Annotated in this window: 19 protein-coding genes and 1 riboswitch; of the genes, 3 read left to right on the plus strand and 16 right to left on the minus strand. The window is 50.6% G+C overall.

What is annotated here, in order from left to right; all coding sequences use genetic code 11:
• Position 1: 1 nt before the first annotated feature.
• The 5 genes from DZC51_RS09500 to DZC51_RS09520 form a co-directional block, all read right to left on the minus strand.
• A complete protein-coding gene (locus DZC51_RS09500; RefSeq protein ID WP_157295170.1) occupies positions 2-790 on the minus strand; it encodes a metallophosphoesterase in 789 nt (262 codons plus the stop codon).
• Positions 791-986: 196 nt separating this feature from the next.
• A complete protein-coding gene (locus DZC51_RS09505; protein WP_157295172.1) occupies positions 987-1,619 on the minus strand; it encodes a CBS domain-containing protein in 633 nt (210 codons plus the stop codon).
• Between the two features lie 85 nt (positions 1,620-1,704).
• Positions 1,705-2,502: a LysM peptidoglycan-binding domain-containing protein gene (locus DZC51_RS09510; RefSeq protein ID WP_157295174.1), complete on the minus strand. Its 798-nt coding sequence runs from the start codon at positions 2,500-2,502 to the stop codon at positions 1,705-1,707.
• Positions 2,503-2,579: 77 nt separating this feature from the next.
• Complete coding sequence (locus tag DZC51_RS09515; protein ID WP_157295176.1) at positions 2,580-4,040, minus strand: RecQ family ATP-dependent DNA helicase; 1,461 nt, start codon at positions 4,038-4,040, stop codon at positions 2,580-2,582.
• On the minus strand, positions 3,982-5,073 hold the full coding sequence (locus DZC51_RS09520) for a YpbB family protein (protein ID WP_157295178.1): 1,092 nt from the start codon (positions 5,071-5,073) through the stop codon (positions 3,982-3,984). The genes DZC51_RS09515 and DZC51_RS09520 overlap by 59 nt, the downstream gene beginning before the upstream one ends.
• A 102-nt stretch (positions 5,074-5,175) precedes the next feature.
• Here DZC51_RS09520 and DZC51_RS09525 point away from each other — a divergent pair, with 102 nt between their 5' ends.
• Positions 5,176-5,427, plus strand: a complete 252-nt coding sequence (locus DZC51_RS09525) for a ferredoxin (protein WP_157295180.1) — start codon at positions 5,176-5,178, stop codon at positions 5,425-5,427.
• A gap of 312 nt (positions 5,428-5,739) precedes the next feature.
• On the opposite strand, the gene DZC51_RS09530 is transcribed toward DZC51_RS09525, so the two are convergent.
• The 7 genes from DZC51_RS09530 to DZC51_RS09560 form a co-directional block, all read right to left on the minus strand.
• Positions 5,740-6,324 carry an ECF transporter S component gene (locus tag DZC51_RS09530; protein ID WP_157295182.1) on the minus strand — a complete coding sequence of 195 codons (585 nt, stop codon included), beginning with the start codon at positions 6,322-6,324 and terminating at the stop codon, positions 5,740-5,742.
• 163 nt (positions 6,325-6,487) lie between these two features.
• A riboswitch (FMN riboswitch) is annotated at positions 6,488-6,621 on the minus strand.
• A gap of 303 nt (positions 6,622-6,924) precedes the next feature.
• Positions 6,925-8,283, minus strand: coding sequence for a GntT/GntP/DsdX family permease (locus DZC51_RS09535; RefSeq protein ID WP_157295184.1), 1,359 nt, complete (start codon positions 8,281-8,283; stop codon positions 6,925-6,927).
• A gap of 14 nt (positions 8,284-8,297) precedes the next feature.
• Positions 8,298-9,446, minus strand: coding sequence for a galactonate dehydratase (gene dgoD / locus DZC51_RS09540; RefSeq protein ID WP_157295185.1), 1,149 nt, complete (start codon positions 9,444-9,446; stop codon positions 8,298-8,300).
• A complete protein-coding gene (locus DZC51_RS09545) occupies positions 9,436-10,074 on the minus strand; it encodes a bifunctional 4-hydroxy-2-oxoglutarate aldolase/2-dehydro-3-deoxy-phosphogluconate aldolase (RefSeq protein WP_157295187.1) in 639 nt (212 codons plus the stop codon). The genes dgoD and DZC51_RS09545 overlap by 11 nt, the downstream gene beginning before the upstream one ends.
• A gap of 10 nt (positions 10,075-10,084) precedes the next feature.
• Positions 10,085-11,038 (minus strand): sugar kinase, encoded by a 954-nt coding sequence (locus DZC51_RS09550; protein WP_157295189.1) that lies wholly within the window; start codon positions 11,036-11,038, stop codon positions 10,085-10,087.
• 1 nt (position 11,039) lies between these two features.
• Entirely contained in the window at positions 11,040-11,906 is an 867-nt protein-coding gene (locus DZC51_RS09555; protein ID WP_232524106.1) for an IclR family transcriptional regulator, read from the minus strand.
• Between the two features lie 60 nt (positions 11,907-11,966).
• The gene (locus DZC51_RS09560) at positions 11,967-12,821 is read right to left on the minus strand and encodes a MurR/RpiR family transcriptional regulator (protein ID WP_232524107.1); all 855 of its coding nucleotides are present in this window, start codon (positions 12,819-12,821) and stop codon (positions 11,967-11,969) included.
• 130 nt (positions 12,822-12,951) lie between these two features.
• Here DZC51_RS09560 and gnd point away from each other — a divergent pair, with 130 nt between their 5' ends.
• Complete coding sequence (gnd, locus tag DZC51_RS09565; RefSeq protein WP_157295192.1) at positions 12,952-13,848, plus strand: phosphogluconate dehydrogenase (NAD(+)-dependent, decarboxylating); 897 nt, start codon at positions 12,952-12,954, stop codon at positions 13,846-13,848.
• 101 nt (positions 13,849-13,949) lie between these two features.
• Positions 13,950-15,503, plus strand: a complete 1,554-nt coding sequence (gene gntK, locus DZC51_RS09570; RefSeq protein WP_157295194.1) for a gluconokinase — start codon at positions 13,950-13,952, stop codon at positions 15,501-15,503.
• A gap of 97 nt (positions 15,504-15,600) precedes the next feature.
• On the opposite strand, the gene DZC51_RS09575 is transcribed toward gntK, so the two are convergent.
• From DZC51_RS09575 to DZC51_RS09590, 4 genes are read right to left on the minus strand one after another with little or no spacing between them, the layout of a single operon-like run.
• Positions 15,601-16,833 (minus strand): hypothetical protein, encoded by a 1,233-nt coding sequence (locus tag DZC51_RS09575; RefSeq protein WP_157295196.1) that lies wholly within the window; start codon positions 16,831-16,833, stop codon positions 15,601-15,603.
• Complete coding sequence (locus DZC51_RS09580; protein WP_157295198.1) at positions 16,830-17,363, minus strand: RNA polymerase sigma factor SigX; 534 nt, start codon at positions 17,361-17,363, stop codon at positions 16,830-16,832. Before DZC51_RS09580 ends, DZC51_RS09575 begins: the two co-directional genes overlap by 4 nt.
• 49 nt (positions 17,364-17,412) lie before the next feature.
• Entirely contained in the window at positions 17,413-19,191 is a 1,779-nt protein-coding gene (locus tag DZC51_RS09585) for an ATP-binding protein (RefSeq protein WP_157295200.1), read from the minus strand.
• Positions 19,184-19,897 carry a response regulator transcription factor gene (locus DZC51_RS09590; RefSeq protein WP_157295202.1) on the minus strand — a complete coding sequence of 238 codons (714 nt, stop codon included), beginning with the start codon at positions 19,895-19,897 and terminating at the stop codon, positions 19,184-19,186. The genes DZC51_RS09585 and DZC51_RS09590 overlap by 8 nt, the downstream gene beginning before the upstream one ends.
• Positions 19,898-19,988 lie beyond the last annotated feature (91 nt).

The raw sequence follows: 19,988 nt of genomic DNA on the forward strand, positions 1-19,988 counted from the left end.
TTTACAACTCTCCATTACTGTGCTTCTTTTTCGCGCGGAGCCTGATGACATGGCATTCAGCAGGTGCTCCGAGCCTGAGCGGCACGAGAGAGGTCCCGTAGCCGTTGCTCACGAGTTCCACTTTACCATTATCCGACCGGAAGAACCCCTTTTCAAGCATCCCGAACCGTCCCAGCCGAATCTGGCCGCCGTGAGTATGCCCTGCCATCCGGACTTCCGGATCCCTGGACCCAAGCATCCTGAAAACGGACGGCGAGTGTGAGACGAAAATGACCGCGTCACCCCGCCTGACATTCCGGAAAGCCTGATCGACATCGACATTGGAAGAAGTTTCATCATCCGTACCGACAAGCATCCAGCGAATGGGACCTGCCATCAGTTCGGCCGATTCATTATCGAGCACTGTTCCTCCCTCATCGGAGATGACGGAGCGTATCAGGGCCTCCCCCACTTCACGGTCATTGTTCCCCCATACATAGAAAAGCGGACCAAGCGCAGAAAGCCTCCTGATGTTCAGGCGAATACGTGATTCCGGGACACCGCCCTCCGCCAAATCCCCGCCGATGACGACCGCATCAAACGGACCACCGGCTTTCCTGATGAGTTTCCTGGATACGCGGCGGCGGTGGATGTCCGAAATAAACAAGATCTTCGGGCCTTCCCCGTCCTGTTCAGTGTGGATCACGGCATCATGCTCCCTGAGAATGGCCACCTTGGCGCTTGCATACATCGCAGCAAGTACAGTGCCCGCCGCAGCAGCCAGCACTGCACCAACAGTTTTTAATTCCATTGCACCAACTCCCGTTCCAGGGACTTTCAGAACCCTATCTTTATAAGACGCCCGCCTTGGCCTAAAGTATGCAAGATAACGTCGGGCGCTTCAAAAAGTTAAGGATATCCCGAAAGGTTTCCCTACAAAAAAGCAAACGGCAGCAGCTCGGGTCGCTCACCGCAGGCCACTGCCGAATGCTATGAAATTAGCAGATTCAATCTTCCTCGTAAATATGCAGCACGCGGAACCCGATTTTCTCGAGCTGCTTCAGGAATTGGCCAAGGTTATCATTCTGCTCAACCTTAAGGACAATACGCCTGATAAGCTTGTCGGTCTCATCAAATGTGATCAGAGAGATGACTGTCTCGTGATACTTGTGCAGCAGTTCCCCCAGACGGGCGATCTGCCCTTCGGTTTCAACTGAAGTAAACGTAATACGGACACCCTTCCGGCTCATGCCGAACGCGCTTTTTACCTGGTTGACGATGTCCGGACGTGTGACGATCCCCAGAAACTTCTGACCTTCGGTAACGGCGATGATCGGAAAGTCGCTGATCTCGACGAACGATTTCTCGAAGACGTCATCAATCGTAAGCGTGATGTCTTTCCGGATAATGATATCGTTCAGCGATGTTTCCGACAGATACGATTGCCTGTCCTTGCCTGAATGGAAGTAGGCTTCATATGTCAGGTACTGATTGATGATGCCTTTATATTCATCGCCGTCCAGCACAGGCAATGCATCTATATCCTTTCGCCGGAGCAGTTCAAGCACATTCTCTAGCGATTCATCGATCTGGACGGTCACACATTTCTCTTTTGGAATCATGACGCTTCGTACAAACATCGTCCCACCCCATCCTATTGATATCACGTTCATTGGATATCCTTATTCTGCAGGAAGATCAGCCATTCCTTTATTTCTCGGGTGTTTAAGGAATAATGATTGTCTGTCCCACGGAAATTTCATTGGAGGACAGCCCGTTTGCACGCTTGATCTTCTCAACACCATCACCGGAACCGTAATAATTCACCGAAATGCGGTAAAGTGTCTCCCCCGGCTGCACGGTGTGGGAACCGCGCTTGGTCTGCTGCTTTTCCTTCGCTTTTTCCTGCTCCTGCCGCTGCTGTTCAAGTTTCTGCTGCTCTTCGCGTTTTTTCTGCTCGGCAATCCGGGCCTGTTCTTCCTTGCGTTTCTGTTCTTCAATACGCTGCTGCTCTTCGAGACGCTTTTGCTCTTCCAGCTTTTTTTGTTCTTCCAGTTTTTTCTGTTCCTCGAGCTTCTGCTGTTCTTCCTTGCGTTTTTGTTCCTCTTGAAGCTGTTTTTCCGCCTTTTGATCAGCTTCCTGCTCATCTTCATCAGAAACGGCGCCGCCTTCTTCCGGCGGCTTGGCATCTTTCCCGGCGACGGACGTCTCGACCTCGAGATTTTGTTCGAGTTCGGCTGCATTGCTGCTATCCATCGGGTCGTAAAATTTATAGACATAGATAAATAGCGAAATCGGAATCAGCATGAACAGAATCAACAACGTGTTGATCAGCGCGCTTCCTTTTGGCCTGTTCTTTTTTCCGGCTGTCTTGCCGGCATTCTGCTTTTTCTTGGCTGACTGTTCCTTACGGCCGAACAGTTCAGCTCTGGTCATCGGCTTGTCCTCGGCATCTTTGTCGTCGGTCACCGCGATTTCTTTGCGGTGCTGCTCGAATTTCTGCCTGAAGTCATCATTCGTCATGGCCGTCACCCTCCAATAAAAGGTACGTACACATATTATGACGAATGATGTCATAAAAGTAAATGTTATTCCTCACCTTAAACTCCGAACAAACTGTTGATGCGTTCCCTCCAGCCATGAAGGCCGGGGGTGTTTCCTTCGGATGTCCTCCCGGTTAGGATACGCGCATGATCGATGCCGCATTCCGAACAGCATTGCGCCGGACGGGTTGCCGGTGAGTACCCGAACAGGCCAAGCGCCCTTGAACGGATACACCCGCTGCCTTCTGCAAAATGGACCATCGAGATGATTTCTTTCCGTTTCGCTTCGGCTAGCCACCCCATCTGTGTCGCAGCCTTTTCCGTTCCCAGTCTTTCCAGCCAATAGGAAACAACGCGGAGCGCTGTTTCAGAAAGCCCGGCACGCTCCCCTACTTCAACAATGTCCATGCCTTCTGCCATGCACCTTCCGATAAACCGGACGGTTTCCGGCTCAGGCAGATCATCAACGGCGATAAATACCGCAGTATCGGCATCGCCTCGCGAATACAAGAGAGTGGCCAATGATTGGCCGCCATCTCTTCCGGCCCTGCCGACCTCCTGGATATATTGTGCTGCTGATGAAGGCAAATGGTCATGGATGATCCAACGGATATCTGACTTGTTGATGCCCATTCCAAATGCGTTTGTTGCGCAGATCCATTCCAGTTCCCCGTTCAGAAACTGATGCTGAACAAGGATCCGGTCTTCATTTTCCATGCCGGCATGAAACGCTGCCGTTCGCACCTTTCTGCTTCTCAGGAGATCGGAAAGCTCTTCTGCCCGCTTCCTCGACTGTACATAGATGATGCCCGGTCCTTTCCACCGGGAGAGGTTCTCCAGGATCCACTCTGTTTTTTCTTCCCGGTTTTCCAGATTGACGATTTCCATTGCAATATTGGGACGGTCCGGCGGGTGGATGAACATCTGCGGCTGCTCCATCAGCAGGTAGTCCGCAATATCCCGGATGGCCTTTTCCGAGGCGGTCGCCGTCAGTGCCAGGACAGGCGGCCTGTCTTCCAAGGTGCCGAGCCACTCTCTCATCCTGAGGTAGTCAGGCCTGAAGTCAAACCCCCACTGTGAGATGCAGTGTGCTTCATCCGCAACGATATAGGCTAGCCGGAGTTGCTTGATCCGTCCGGAAATATAGGGCTGAACCAGCATTTCCGGCGAGGTAAAGAGATATCGGTACCGGCCGAGATTGGCAAGCACTTCAGCCCTCTCTTTTGGAGTCAGGAACGAGTTCAATGCCGCGACCCGCTTTTCCCCTTTCATCTTCAACTGGGCCACCTGATCCTCCATTAGTGACAGAAGAGGCGAGACGATCAGCACCGTCCCGCCGAGTGCATGGACAGGCAACTGATAGCAGAGCGATTTGCCGGCCCCTGTCGGCAAAACGGCGATCGTGTCATGTCCACTGATCACCGAATGGATGACCTCTTCCTGACCTTCACGGAATTCATCAAATCCTGTGACCTGTTTGAGCAGGCTGTTCAGACTTTCCCGCATTGTCATGTCCATCATCGCCATCCTCCTTTCCGAGCCGTGCGAGGATCAGGCGCAGCTGAAAATAGCTGAGTCCGGGAAACGACCTTTTCAGAACGCTCAACTTGCGAGTGGCCAGGCGGCCGGCTTCGTTTCTGACAGCCTCTACGTTTTCCGTCTCCGTGAATTTGTGAAGCGGGAACTTCTGATCATTAATCGCGATTTCGACGAAATGATCTTCGATTGTGCTCATTTTCAAGTTTCTTTGCTGAGAAATTTCCTCCATGCTCAACCCGGCCCGGTATAGCTCTTCTGTTTTCTTGGCAGAACCGGTGAGCGGACTTTCCGCACGGACGCCCTGCGAGAGAGCGGAAAGCAGCGGAGTCGGCCGTTCTGCAATCCCATCTAGCCAGATATGGAGCGTTTCCACCCATTCTACCTTCAGATCCATTTCGGGCATACTAGTCAGTTCGGAAAGCTGACGCCAAGTCAAGCCGGACATGCCTTTTCCCGTCAGGCGGGAGACAAACCTGGAGAGCCGGTCGTCCCCCAACCCCGTGGCTTCCAATCCGTTGCGAACCTCCAATGCAATGTCCTCGGGCGTTCTTCCCCTGAGGATGGTCGCAAACAGATGCCTTACCTCCCGCTGAACAACCGGATCAGTGGTAACCGGCATGAACGTCCGGTCCCCCGCCGACAGATGGGAAACTGTCTGCACGGTAAGGGCGAGCCTTGCGAAAAACAGCTGCTCCATGCCCCGGTATACCCAGCCGTTCAGTCGGACCGGTCCGATTGACGCGGCCCTCGTTTTACCGGCCGTGGTCAGAAAAACGGTCTTATCCTCTTCTTCGGCAATCAGACCGGAAGAAAGCAGCCGCCGGTAGGCCAGGTCAAAATCATTTGAATGCAAAGAAGGCAGCATCCCGAAAAACGGATGCAGCCTGTAATACTCCGTGTCCTGGAGCGTCTGGCCCGACCGCTTCCCCTTCATAAGGTGGAAGGCGGCGTGCTTGTAGCGCTCGCCGTCCAGACGGCTGATGATGTTCAATAAAATGTCATCGAAGCTCATGGCACGCCTCCGCGGTATAAAGTGTTATCATTGGTATTGATGCAAAGCCGGTTCTGCCGAATGCAGGACACGGGATTCACTAGATAAAAGGAGAGACCCACTATGCCGAAGTACACGATCGTCGATCAGGATACGTGCATCGCATGCGGGGCCTGCGGCGCAGCCGCCCCTGATATATATGATTATGATGATATGGGCCTGTCATTTGTTATCCTTGATGATAACACGGGCACTTCCGAAGTTCCAGAACTGCTCATCGAGGATATGGAAGACGCCCTCGACGGATGCCCGACAGACTCCATCAAAATCGCGGATGCCCCGTTTGACGGAGATCCGCTGAAGTACGAAGATTGACCGGAATATTATCTGTCGAACTGCAGCCAAGGAGAGCGCAATGCTCCCTTGGCTGCAGTTTTTTCCATGTACATTTTTCTTAAGGGCGGTTCGTGCTTTTCGTACGCGGACTTCTTACGTAAACTTCACGATTTCGTGCATCAACTTGGGAGGCGCCCCCCATATTTTCGTAAGCGAGCTTCCCGTTTTCATGCGGGCCGCCATGCTCGGGAGCAGGCTGTGACAGTCCCGGGAAATGCGAAAAGGGACCGTTCCGGATTTATTCCGGAACGGTCCCTGAATAGGTATAGGTTCGTGGGCCGCTCCCGGGGGTTATCCCAGGAAGACGGCACGCTGCTTTTCGATCCAGCGATGCATGCTGCGGAACAGGAGCAGGATGATGGCTGCAAGGATGATCCCTTTCAGCAGGTTGAACGGCAAGATGCCGAGTACAATCATCTGGTACAGTTCCTCGCCCGACATGACCGGGAAGTTCATGAACTTCACATAAAGCGGAAGGAACAGCACGTAGTTCAGCAGGCTCATGCCAACCGCCATTGAAATGGTACCGAGGATCAGGCCGGTCGTCATCCCTTTGGCATTAGACAGGCGGTGATACACCCACCATACCGGAAGGATGAATAGGACACCGGTTGCGAAGTTGGCCATATGGCCGACCGGTACACCGGTCGGGCTGCCCGAGAACAGCCAGTCCAGAACGTTTTTCAGCAGTTCAACGAGGATACCGGCTACCGGTCCCATTGTGATTGCCGCGATGATGGCCGGCACTTCACTGAAGTCGACTTGCAGGAATGCCGGGAACGGCGGCAGCGGGAAATTGAACAGCATAAGCACAAACGAGATACTGCTCAGCATGGCAATTGCGATCATCGACCGCAGGCGCAAATTTTTCTTCATGATACTTTCTCTCCTTCTGTTGATCCTCTTCAACGAAGGAAGGACGACGGCCCCGATCACCTGCCCCAAATCAAAACCCCTGAACGGAAATCCGTCCAGGGGAGAAAGGCAAGCTTAATACAGGCGTCACCTGTCCGCAAAATGCAGACGGAAACAGCCGTGCCTTCACCTTCTCCCATCCAGACTTTACTGTCGGCTTTGGAATCTCACCAAATCCTGCCTTGCGGCTCGCGGGCTTAGGGGCATGAATGCCCCATCACCGCCGGTCGGGAATTTCACCCAGCCCCGAAGATGAATCAATATGTGGTTATTTTTAATTACAACCCTATCATACGAAAAGACAAAGGATTTGTAAACCGTTTTGTTTGAATTTGTTGCTAAATAGAGGAACCTTGATCCTTCTTGATGTCAGTCGTGATAAGAGTGAGCTGGAAGACCATCATATTCATGATGAAAAAAGTAACCGGCACGGACTTGATCGCTTACCGCATGAAGCGGATCTCGGCATCCCGTTTCTTTCTCGTGGGAGCTCCCCGCCTTCCATGCCGGTTTCTATATTATGAAGTTGTTCATTAGCCGGTCCCTGCATTAAACTCAGGATTAAATGAACCAGCTGATGATAAAGACAACAGAGAATCCGACCAAACCGATAATCGTTTCCATGACAGTCCAAGATTTTAATGTCTGAGCTTCCGTCATTCCAAAGAACCTGTTGACGAGCCAGAATCCCGAGTCATTTACATGGGAAAAGACTGTAGCACCGCTCGCTATGGCAATAGCAATCAGACCCAACTGAGGTTGTGAAACCTGTGCAAGATCTAGAAGCGGTGCCATAAGTCCGGCACCTGTCACCATGGCTACAGTGGCCGAGCCTTGTGCAACACGGACAAATGTAGTCATAAGGAACGCGATGACGATTAGCGGTAGACTTGTCCCGGCAAGCAGATTTCCCATAACATCACCGACTCCACTGTCTATCAGCATTTGCTTGAAAACACCACCTGCACCGGTGATGAGGATAATGATTCCTGCCGGTTCCAATGATTTGGTGGCTACTGTCTGGACTTCGTCTCTTGTATAGCCCCTTCTCGTTCCAAGCAGCCAGAAAGTGAGTAGGGCTGTGATGATAAGTGCGACAAACGGGTGACCCACAAACTGAATTGCGGTCGATACAGCGCCGCCACCTTCGCCGACAATCACTTCAGTCAGAGTAGAAGCGAGAATTAAAAGTAAAGGAATTAGTATGAGCGAGAACACCAAGCCGAAACTCGGCAAGTCTTTCTCCTCTTTTAATGTCGCCAGCTCACCATCTAATTTCTGATAATCAGGTACTTCGAGATGGATTTTATCAGCAATATATTTTCCGAACATTGGTCCTGCAATAGCCATTGCAGGTAATCCTGCAATCACACCGAAAAGAATCACCCACCCAAGGTCGACACCGAGCATCGAAGCAACCGTCATTGGCCCGGGTGTAGGAGGAACGAAACTATGGGTGACGGCCAGGCCAGCCAAAAGTGGAATTCCATAGTAGAGCAGAGACTTCTTTGTCTTTTGTGCGAGCGAATAAACGATAGGAATAAGAATAACGAGTGCAACATCAAGGAAAATTGGTATAGACACCAAGAATCCTGTAAGACCGAGCGCCCATTGTGAGCGCTTTTCCCCAAAACGATTTACAAGCGTTAATGCTAACCGCTCGGCTCCGCCCGATACTTTAAGCAACTCACCAAACATCGCCCCTAAGCCTACGACTACAGCAATAAACCCGAGAGTACCGCCCATTCCGCTTTCAATGGTCGCAACAACATCCATCACATCCATACCAGCTGCAACACCAATAAACAAGCTGGCAATTAGCAATGCGATAAACGCCTGCAATTTCACTTTCATTACAAGGAACAGAAGAAGTGCAATTCCGATTACAGTTGCCACAATCAGCCATGTATCGTGAGACATTTATGAATCCCCCCTTACCATTCAGCTATGCTGCCGTCTTCGTGTGTCCAAACCGGGTTCTTCCAGTTGTGACCAATCTTACTTCTTTCACGAACGTAATCTTCGTTGATTTCAATTCCAAGACCCGGACCATCTGGAATCTTGATAAAGCCATCAACGTACTCAAATACGGAAACGTCTGAAACGTAATCCAGAATGTCATTGCCCTTGTTGTAGTGAATCCCCAGGCTCTGCTCCTGGATCACCGCATTATGACAAGTAGCATCGACCTGAAGGCATGCCGCGAGTGCAATCGGCCCGAGCGGGCAGTGAGGAGCGGCCGCAACATCATAAGCTTCTGCCATGGAAATGATTTTTTTGCACTCTGTAATCCCTCCCGCGTGTGAAAGATCGGGCTGAATGATATCCGCATAACCGTCCTGAAGTAGCCGCTTGAACTCCCATCTCGAAAACATCCGCTCACCTGTTGCTATTGGAATCACCGTATGCATGGCGATGTCACGGAGTGCTTCATTGTTTTCCGGAAGGACAGGCTCCTCTATGAACATCGGGTTGAATTGCTCAAGCTCTTTTGCAAGAACTTTCGCCATCGGTTTGTGAACGCGGCCATGAAAATCAATTCCGATTCCAAAATCTTTCCCGCATGCTTCCCGAATTGCGGCAACGCGCTCTAGGACTTCATCCACTTTACTGTGCCTGTCTATGTACTGGAGCTCTTCGGTTGCGTTCATTTTCACTGCTGAAATTCCTTGGCGCTGAAGTTCAAGTGATGCTTCCCCGACTTCAGCTGGCCGGTCACCGCCGACCCAGGAATAGACCTTCATCTTTTCCTTCGCTTTCCCCCCCAGAAGCTGATGTACCGGTGCATTGTAAAATTTCCCTTTTATGTCCCATAGGGCCTGGTCAATCCCTGATATAGCACTCATAAGGATGGGTCCGCCCCTGTAAAATCCGGAACGGTACATTTCATTCCAAAGGCCTTCAATATTCATGGGGTCCTTGCCTATCAATGTATCCAAGATTTCAGACGTGGCCGCTTTGACAGTCTCTGCCTTGCCTTCAATGATCGGCTCGCCCCATCCGGTAATTCCCTCATCTGTTTCCACCTTAAGAAAAAGCCAGCGCGGTGGAACAGTAAACAATTCGTAACTTTTAATCTTCATATCGATCCAGCTCCTCTTTAAATAACTTCACCCGGCTTGCAAGGTCATCAAGAAATTCTTTACTGACAGCCTGTTTTGTTCTGACAAGCGACGAACCAAGCCCTACAGCCTTTGCACCTGCCTTTAGGAAATGGTTGATATTCTGATGATTTACACCGCCCGTCGGCAGTAGATTCAGCATGTCCAGAGGAGCCAAAACATCCTTGATGTAGCTTTCCTTCAGACCTCCTGCAGGAAAGACTTTGATGAGTTCAGCTCCGTTTGAATGGGCATTGTAGATTTCGGTTGGTGTGTAGCAACCCGGAATGTAAAGAACGTTCTCTTCACTGCAAAGCTGCAGGATTTCATGACTGTATACGGGAGCAAGAAGGAATTTGGCCCCGATATCAATACATTCTTTTGCATCTTCTTTTGTAAGCACGGTCCCTGCACCGAGAAGGATGCGATCACCGAACTCCTCATTCAAAACACGAAGAGTGTTTTTGGCATCGGGTGAATTCAGGGTTGCCTCAATAACCGAAAAATCGTTATGTACGAGTGTTTCTACAATCTTCACGGTATCTTCCGTTCCATAACCCCTGATAATCCCGATCATCCTGTGCTCAATGATTTGTTGAAGGACAGTCATTCAAATTCGCCTACCTCTCCACTGTTTCATCAGAATTAATTGTTTTCAGCAGCACCGACAGCTGTTTTCTTGACGGGAACCCCTCATAGTCACCGGTAAACTGCGTGATGTAACCGCCCAGGAAGCAAGCTTCCTTCACCGACTGCTCAGGAGGCTTCCCGTTCAGGATGCCGGATACGTATCCGGAACTGAAGGCATCCCCTGCCCCTACCGGATCGATTTCTTCAAAGATTTGGGGATTACTTACTCTTCCTGACTCGCCATTGACAAAGTAGGCAGCCCCTTCCTTTCCAAGCTTGATGACAACATTCTTGCAGCCGATATTCTTAAAATCTTCGATGGCCCGGACAGGATCATGATGACCGAGCAGCAGTGCCGCTTCCGCTTTCCCAATGATGAGGTCGTCAACATAGGGCAGGAATCGCAGTATCGTGCTTCTCGCCTCTTCTGCACTCCAGAGTTTCAGCCTGATATTCGGGTCAAAAACGACGCGGACATGCTCATCTTTCAACCGGTCCACGATTTCAAAGAGCATCTTTCTTGCAGAATCACTAATGGCCAGCGTAATTCCAGTCAAATAAAGGACTTTGGCTTTCCTGATCTGCTCGAAATCAAGGTCTGCGCCGGTCATCCGGCTTGCCGCCGAACCTTCACGGTAATAAGTCACACTGACATTGCTGTTCGGCAATATCTCCTTGAAAAAGATACCGGTGCGGTATTCCGTACGCCGCACTTGAGACGTATCCACCCCTTCTGCACGGACAGCCCGCAGGATCAGTTCTCCCAGTTCGTCAGAACCGAGTGCAGAAATCCAGGATACTTGATGGCCCAACCTGCTGAGTCCGATCAGCGTATTCGACTCTGCTCCTGCAATATGGGGCTTAAATGATTCGGCATGTCGGATATACCCCCTCGGCTCATTAATTAAAGCAACCATGGTTTCACCGATTGATACAACATCCACTTCACGCACCTCCCAAATACCCCTGAGTAATTGAAATTCTCTTTGCTGCATCTGTGATTTCATCAATCACCAGCTGGTGCTTTTCGAGAATTCTATCCTTTCCGCCGGCGCAGCTAAGTGCCGCAATAATCTTTCCCGATTCATCAAAAATCGGAGCGGCAATACAATAGATCCCCTGCTCACCTTCTTCATCATCAATGACAAAGCCTTCGTTCCTGTAGCTTTCTGCTGCTCTCTTGAGCTCATCAGGATCGGTGATGGTATTTCGCGTATGCCTTTTCATCTCAATTTCTTCAATCAGCCGATCCGATGTTTCACGATTTTCGAATGCAAGAAACGTCTTTCCCAATCCCGTGCAATAAAGCGGTTTTCTCGATCCAGGCTGTGCAGCCGTCCTCATCGATTGATCACTGTCAACTTTCGCAAGATAAATCACTTCTTTACCGGAGCGGATCCCCAGGAACAGGGTCTCACCGGTTCTTTGGATGGTCTGCTTTAAAACCGGGATGCTGACACTATATATGTCATTGCTGACCCTTGCCCTGTTTCCTGCTGTGATTAGCTTGTGACCCAACTTGTAACGGTTTGCCTGGTCTTTTGTCAGGTATTGCTTCCGCATCATTGTGCTGAGAAGCTGAGACATGCTGCTTTTGGGAATCCCCAGACATTCGGACAGTTCCATAAGAGTTGCGGGCTCTTCAGCATTCACCAGGTAATCGATTACGTCCATGACACGTTCTGCAGATTTAACTGACATCACTTCACCTCCAAGTTCACATATGAGAACTCCGTTCCTGTTTATGAACTTGTTAACTAATATAATATTCAGTTTTTCAGTTGTCAATAGCGTTAATGAAAACCTTTCCAAAAAAACGATCCGGCAGTGTATATGGAATCCTTCCCCGGCACTTGTGAGGTATTTTAAGTTTTATATCCGCTTAAGAGCGATGGCTTTCCTCATCTGTTCCAAGGCTTCCCTTCCTGCATCGCCTCTTGCCATCATGACGTTTGTGTACAGAGCATCCATCAGACTCAACTGGGCAATCCTCGAGGCGAGCGCCTCCGACCGGAAATCGGTTTCTTCTGACACCGTGAACAGCTTTACATCCGCTGCCTTGGACAAAGGGGATATAGCTTGGTTGGTGATGCCGATAATAGGAACTTGCCGTTCTTTGATGACACGGATGACATCGAGCGTATCTTTAGTCGAGCCTGTGTGAGAGACCACAATAGCGAGATCTTCACGCCCCAGTCGTGCAGCCGACATAATTTGCAGGTGAGAATCCATGTTGCTGAAGGCAGAGAGACCGGCCCTCAGAAATTTGTGATAACCGTCAAGCGCGACAATAGCGGATCCACCGTTCCCAAAAAACCCGATTGTCCGAGCTTCAACAACAAACTTAACGGCCCGCTCCATTTCCTTTTCATCGTGCACCGCCAATGTGTCTTCGAGGCTTTTCATATTTGATCGAATGACTTTTTCAGTAATTGCGCTGACCGAGTCGTCTGCATGAATCTTTTCATGAATGTCTTCGAGGGGAGTAATCACCTCTGACGCAAGTGCAATTTTAAATGACTGGAAACCACTAAAACCGGTTTTCTGGCAAAACCTGAAAACAGTAGAGTCAGCAACACCTAGTTCCTCCGATAACTGACTGATCGTCATATGAATGATATTTCTTGGATTCTCGAGTATATAAGCAGCAATGACCGCTTCCTTGCCCCTTAAACGATTAATGTTTGTACGAATCGAAGCAAGTGCCCGTTTGGGTTCCTGTGACAACTGACTTCCTCCAGTCATGCTTGGTATTGTAGATATTGTCATTATATCGAATAAATTTCCGTATGGGTGAATTGATTACAGAATTTTTTTTGATATACTTGATTAAATATAAAAATTGAGGTGAGCGCGAATGAAAGTAGCAGTGATTGGCTTAGGGAAAATGGGACTGAACTTGGCACTGAACATGAAAGATCACGGCCATGAAGTGATTGGATACGATCCGAGCGACCAGGCTTCGGATCTGGCCGAAAAAGAAGGAATTGAGGTAAATCGCTCCATCGGGGAACTGGTCGACCGTCTGCCGTCTCCCAGAACGGTATGGCTTATGGTTCCGGCGGGGGATGTCACCGAGACAGTCATTAATGAACTCACTCCCTTATTGGTGAAGGGCGATATCATTATCGATGGGGGCAATTCCAACTACAAGGACTCTCTCCGCAGAGCAGAGACTCTAAAGAAACAGGGCTTATTCTTCTTTGATTGCGGTACAAGCGGGGGCACGGAAGGCGCGCGGCAAGGCATCTGCGCCATGATCGGCGGAGATGAAACAAAGTTCAAGGATATTGAACCCCTTTTTGAAGATGTAGCTATAGAAAATGGCTACTTATATGCGGGGAAATCAGGAAGCGGCCATTTCTTGAAGATGGTCCATAATGGAATCGAATATGGCATGATGCAGTCGATTGCAGAAGGTTTCGATATTCTTGGAAAAAGCGGATTCGACTTTGATTATGAGAAAGTGGCTAATGTCTGGAACAACGGTTCAGTCATTCGGTCATGGCTGATGGAACTGACCGGAAATGCTTTTTCAAAGGATCCGAAGCTTGATGGAATCAAAGGTATTATGCATTCATCCGGTGAAGGGAAATGGACAATCGAAACAGCCCTGGATTTTCAGGTGCCTGCTCCTGTAATTACACTATCTCTGATGATGCGCTACCGTTCTCTTGAAGAAGATACGTTCTCCGGAAAAGTCGTCGCAGCGTTGCGAAATGAATTTGGAGGCCATGACGTCGTAAAGAAATAATAGAAAACCGACATAACAAAGCAAGGAATCCCGGCAGAATGAATGCCCGCCTCCAACTATCGGCAGGCATTCCCTTTTCCGGGATGGCCAGGAGGGATCAGATGGAACACGAAGCGTATTACCTGGGAATGGATATCGGCACGACAAGCACAAAAGCCGTTCTCTATTCCGCTTCCGGAGAAGTAGCAGGTCATCATACGTCCTTCTATCCGCTGCATACACCGAATCAGTTAACGGCCGAGCAGGACCCTGATGAAATTTTTCTTGCGGTCCTGACAGCGATCCGTGAAACGATCCGAGTAAGCTCCGTCCCAGTGGAAAAAGTGAGATTGGTGTCGTTCAGTTCTGCAATGCATAGCCTGATCGCCGTTGACAAGAATGGTAAACCGCTCACGAGCAGCATCACCTGGGCAGATACAAGAGCTGCTCATGCAGCGAAACAGATAAAGGAACAGCACAATGGCCACTCAATTTATCTCCGGACCGGAACACCTATCCATGCCATGTCCCCTTTGTCAAAGCTTGTCTGGATGAAAAATGATATGCCGGACTTGTTTACTAGGGCATATAAATTTATCGGTATCAAGGAATACGTGTTTTATCAGTTATTCGGTACATATGTCATCGATCATTCCCTTGCATCTGCAACCGGCCTGTTCAACATCCAGACAATGCAATGGGATGAGGAGGCACTTAAGATTGCAGGAATCAGCCCAGAACGTCTCTCCAACTTGTCGCAAACGACTGCGATATTAAGCGGAATCAAAGATGAACACGCCGAATTTATGGGTATCCCGCCTGATGTTCCCTTCGTTATCGGGGCAAGCGATGGCGTGCTATCAAATCTTGGTGTTGGAGCTATTGAAACCGGCGTAGTTGCAGTGACTATCGGTACAAGTGGTGCTATCCGGACAGTCTCGCCCGTCCCTGCCACCGATCCGAAAGGCAGGACATTCTGCTATACACTTACCGAAAACCATTGGGTGATCGGGGGTCCCGTAAATAATGGCGGGATTGTTCTTCGTTGGCTGAGAGATGAATTTGCAGCAGCCGAATCAGAGACAGCCAACAGACTTGGCATAGACCCATATGATGTGCTGACTCGCATGGCCGAACGTGTGCCACCGGGATCCGAAGGACTTCTGTTCCACCCTTATATGACAGGTGAAAGGGCACCTTTGTGGAATGAAAGCGCACGGGGCTCCTTTTTTGGACTTAGCGTACATCACAAAAAGCAACATATGGTCAGGGCCGTACTGGAAGGAATCTTATTTAATTTATATTCTGTCCTTCTAGCCCTTGAGGAACTAACCGGCGAGCCGGTGCAAATCCAGGCTACCGGCGGTTTTGCTCGTTCGGAAATGTGGCGTCAACTGATGGCGGATTTATTTGGCAAGCCGGTCATCGTTCCGGAAAGCTTTGAAAGCTCATGTCTGGGAGCAGCGGTTCTCGGGATGTATGCAACAGGGGATATTGATGATTTGAATGAAGTAAAAAAAATGATTGGAAAAACACATACCCATGAGCCGAAAAAATCTGAAACGCAGGTTTATCAGGAACTGTTCCCGATTTTCATCAGACTTTCGAGGATGCTGGATGAGGAATATGAAGCCATAACTGCTTTTCAGCGCAAGCACTTAAAAATCAACAAATAAAAAAGGAATCCATATCCGGATTCCTTACGACTGCAGGTAAAGGAGGACAACCTCCTACTATCTGCAGTTTTTATTTGTCTGCTCACATTGAGTGACTTTATTCAATGATATCCATCCCTAAACCATTCGGTCCCAAAGGCAGTTGAAGAGGTTCTTCAAGACGATACCCTTCGGGTGGATGAAATGCATTTTCTATTTGAATACGCAGATCATATTCAGCCGCGGTCAGGGCCATGCCATCAATCATCCGGGAGGCATCCTGTTTATCCAAACCGCTGAAATCAAACGGTTCTTCGAAACGGATGGTCATGACATCGCCGTCGTCCGGCAACTCCACCGTAAAATCTGCTTCCTCCGGGACGACCGGTTCATACAGATCATTCGTTCGATCCTTCATTAGCCCGATCGCTTCGGCTGCATCGGCAGGGCCGAGATGCCGGTCCGGTGCAAGGACGGTTGTGCCGTCACTTTTCTCATAGGCGAAATAGACTGCCCCCTCCTGCTCCAGTGGAATTTCCGGGAGCGGACCGACCTGGTCAAATTCTGCAGGAGCACCATCCTCACCCTGAACGATAACGGATTCTTCGCTCCTGAACGTTTCCTGTACCGACTCGGTAAATGCACCTATTGCCGCACTTGCGATATCGTAGGAGTGGCTGCCATTAAGCGTAAGGGTTACCTCTCCCTCTTCCCCGCTTACAGTTCCATCATACGGATGGTAGTCATCAAAGCCGAGGGCCTCTTCATCGATCTGCGGCGCATAGCGGTTGTAAAGTTCGACCTGTCCGGGCACTTCACTGCCGAAATCCGCTCCGATCTTCTCATCTGGAATCAGTATAGTCACAGGAATCACATTCGCCGCTTCGACCAGACCGATCCGGAATGGAACCAGACCCTCCAGTTTATCCGGATAAACCGCCCCGGATACAAGTCCGTCCATGGATGTCCCCGCACTAAAGAGTTCGGTCCCTTCATCCGGGCTCTGATCCGACAGCGCACTGCTTTCCTCCACCGAACCGGTTTCCGTCCGGCTGTCCGATTCCGTGGCCATCTGTACCGCATCCCGTGAGTTGCCGGTGGCCGCGTCATTCATGCTCATTTCACTTCCGCCGCCCATCAAAGATGGAATCATGACGCCTACCGCAAGAAGTGCCGCAACGGCAACTCCCGCCGGAATCCACTTCCGTCTCCGGGACTGCTGCTTTTCCCGCAGCCGGGGATCGTCCTTCAGCCGGGACAGGATTTCCTCACGGCTCCTCCTGTCTTCGGGCTTCGGCACGGACTTTAGCCAGCGGCCGACTTCCTCGTCATTCCAGTTGTCTTTACTCATCGTCCGCCACCTCCCTGTCCGTCCGATTTCTCCAGTAGTTCCCTTGCTTTTTTCACCGCCCGGTGCTGGGTCGTCTTGACTTTTGCTTCTGTCCAGCCGAGCACCTCTGCTGTTTCTGTAATCGACAGTTCCTGCAGGAACCTCATAATCAGTACCATCCGCTGGTCTTGGGTGCAGGCATCCAACACTCCGAATAACCTGACCATTTCATCTCCGTGGACAGCCGCTTCTTCCGGGGTCGGTCCCCTGTCGGCGGGCTGCTCCGTCTCCCAGTCATAGGACTCGTCTGTCCGTTTTCTTCGGACGGAAGCCCGTCGGAAATGATCAAACGCCACATTCCTCGCAATCGAAAACAGCCAGGTCTTCTCACTGCTTTTCCCCTGAAAGCTGCCGAATGATTTCAGTACACGGACATATACTTCGTGCAGCAGATCTTCGGAGAGCGTCCGGTCCTTTGTCAGATAGATGAGGAACCGGTAGACATCCTGGTGGTATTCCTCGTAGATCCGGTGAAACACGGATTCATCCATCAGCTGCCCTCCGTTCACTGGGATTGGTCGCCCGAATGGCGAAAAAGTTTCATTGCTCTTCATAAGGGATGCTGAATGTCATCGTTGTCCCTTTTCCGAGGGTGCTCTCTGCACGGATCCATCCGCCGTGGGACTCGACGATGTTCTTGGCAATTGCCAGACCTAGGCCTGTTCCGCCTTTTCCTCTAGTTCTGGCCTTGTCGGCCTTGTAAAAACGTTCAAACACGTATGTCAGGTCTTCCTCCGCGATACCGGATCCGGTATCGGCAACTGCCACTTCAAGCAATCCGTCGGAAGCGGAAGACCTCACCTCGACGCTGCCGCCGGATGGGGTGTGCCGGATGGCGTTGTCGATCAGGTTGGTCATGACCTGTTCGATCCGGTCCTCATCCAGATCGACGATCGCTTCCCCGGCGCCTGCCGTCTCAACTTTGAGCATGATATCGGCATCCCTGGCCTTCTGGACGAACTTGGACGTGATCCTCTCCACCATCGGCCGCACGGCAACAGGTTCCTTGTATAGGCGCATATATCCCGACTCAAGTCGTGTCAGGTCGAGTGTGTCATTGACCAGACGGCCCATTCGCATCGCCTCGTCACGGATGATTTTCATCATTTCCTCACGATCTTCATCCGTTTCGACAATCCCGTCACTTAATGCTTCAGAGTATCCGATCAGCATGGAAATCGGAGTTCTCAGCTCATGTGAAATATTTGCGAGGAAGTCGGTCCGCACCTTGTCCAGCCGGTGCTGCTCTGTCATGTCCCGGAAAACTGCAACCGCCCCGCGGATATAACTTCCGCTGTAGAGCGGGCTGATTGTAATGTCGAAATATTGTCCGTCCAGAGCAAGTTCGTCCTCAACTTCCTCAGAGTACATCACCACATGGTTCAGCATGCCGGTGATTTCGTCGGGGATATCGCCTTCCTGATTTTTCCTCGCATCCCGCCATTTTTTCAGCAGCCGGTCCGCAGGCGGGTTTGTAAGCAGGATGGAGCGATCACGGTTAAACGAAATGACTGCATCCGTCATCGAAGTGAGGATGTTCTGGAGCTGTTCTTTTTCCTGCCCGATCACTTCGAGATTGTGTTTGACCTGACGGCCCATTTTGTTGAAGGCAACCGCAAGGTCTCCGATCTCATCGTGCTGGGGTGTCGGAACTTCCGTATCATAGCGGCCTTCCGCAAGGCTGTTCGCCGCTTCCTTCAGCTTCCGGAGAGGAGACGTGATTCTGGAAGACAGGAAAAATGCGAAGAACGTCGTCAGGACAAATGCGATAAATGCGGACAGCAGGACGATATACGTCGTCTGACGGATGGTGTCGTGGACGGCCTGCATGCTCTGATAGACAAATACCGCTCCGTTCAGTTCATCCCCTTCATGAAGAGGGGCAGCCAGGATGGAATAGGTCTCCATACGGTCTGCATCTTCAGCGGACGGCAGATTCATCTCCTTGACTACCGGGGAGTCTTCACGGAACACGCGTGAGAGCTCCTTGTCTTTGAAGAGGATATCCCGGATTTCATCTCCATTGTCTTCTTCGTGAAAGGCACCGATCACATTTCCCGAAGAATTTGAGATGACCGCACTTGTATCCTCGCCAAGCAGATCATCGATGACATAGATCGAATTCGTCGGGTCCTCATGCTGGTCGACGATTTTGGAGATCGTAACGGCCTGCTGCCGGAGCGCATTCTCCGCCTGGTGTCCATAAAAATTCCCCAGAAACTCAAGGAGCAGGACACTGACGATAAACAGGACAAATGAAACGAGAAGCAATATGGTTGCCCATAGCTTCCCGACGATGCTGTTCCATATCCTATTCATTGCCGGCCTCGAACTTGTAGCCGACACCCCATACCGTCACAATCATCTTTGCAGCACGCGGAGAGACTTTTGTCAGTTTCTCGCGAAGCCGCTTCACATGCGTATCGACAGTCCGGAGGTCGCCGAAGAATTCATAGTGCCATACTTCCTTGAGGAGCTGTTCACGGTCAAACACTTTATCCGGAGTCTTTGCGAGGAAGTAAAGCAGTTCATATTCCTTCGGCGTCAGGTTCACTTCCTTACCTTCCGCCGTGACGCGGTGCGCATCGTTGTCAATCATGAGATGCGGGAAGACGACCAGATCCTTTGGCGCCTGCGGATCGACCGAAGCATAGTTTGCCGAGCGCCTCAGGACAGCCTTGACGCGAAGTACGACCTCGCGCGGGCTGAAAGGCTTGACGATATAGTCATCCGCGCCCGCCTCGAATCCCTGGACACGGTTCGCTTCTTCCCCTTTCGCCGTCAGCATGATGACAGGCGTCATTTTCTCTTCCCGTAGCGCGGTGCACACTTCCACGCCATCTTTACGGGGCATCATGATATCAAGTAGGATGCAGTCATAATCCCGGCCAAGCGCCATTTCCAGCGCCTCATCGCCGTCGACCGCTTCCTCGACTTCATAACCTTCACGCTCAAGATACATTTTCAGCAGTCGCCGGATGCGTTCTTCATCGTCGACGACGAGGATGGAAACCTGTTCAGTCACAAACCATTTCCCCTTTCAACTGCACTGCTCTTCACTTCCTATTGTACCGTCCGGAGCAAGAAAATGAAAACGAATCGTCTGTAATCGGACG

Origin of the sequence: Bhargavaea sp. CC-171006, from assembly GCF_009761675.1 — a bacterium.
In the GTDB taxonomy this organism is placed as follows: Bacteria; Bacillota; Bacilli; order Bacillales_A; family Planococcaceae; genus Bhargavaea; species Bhargavaea changchunensis.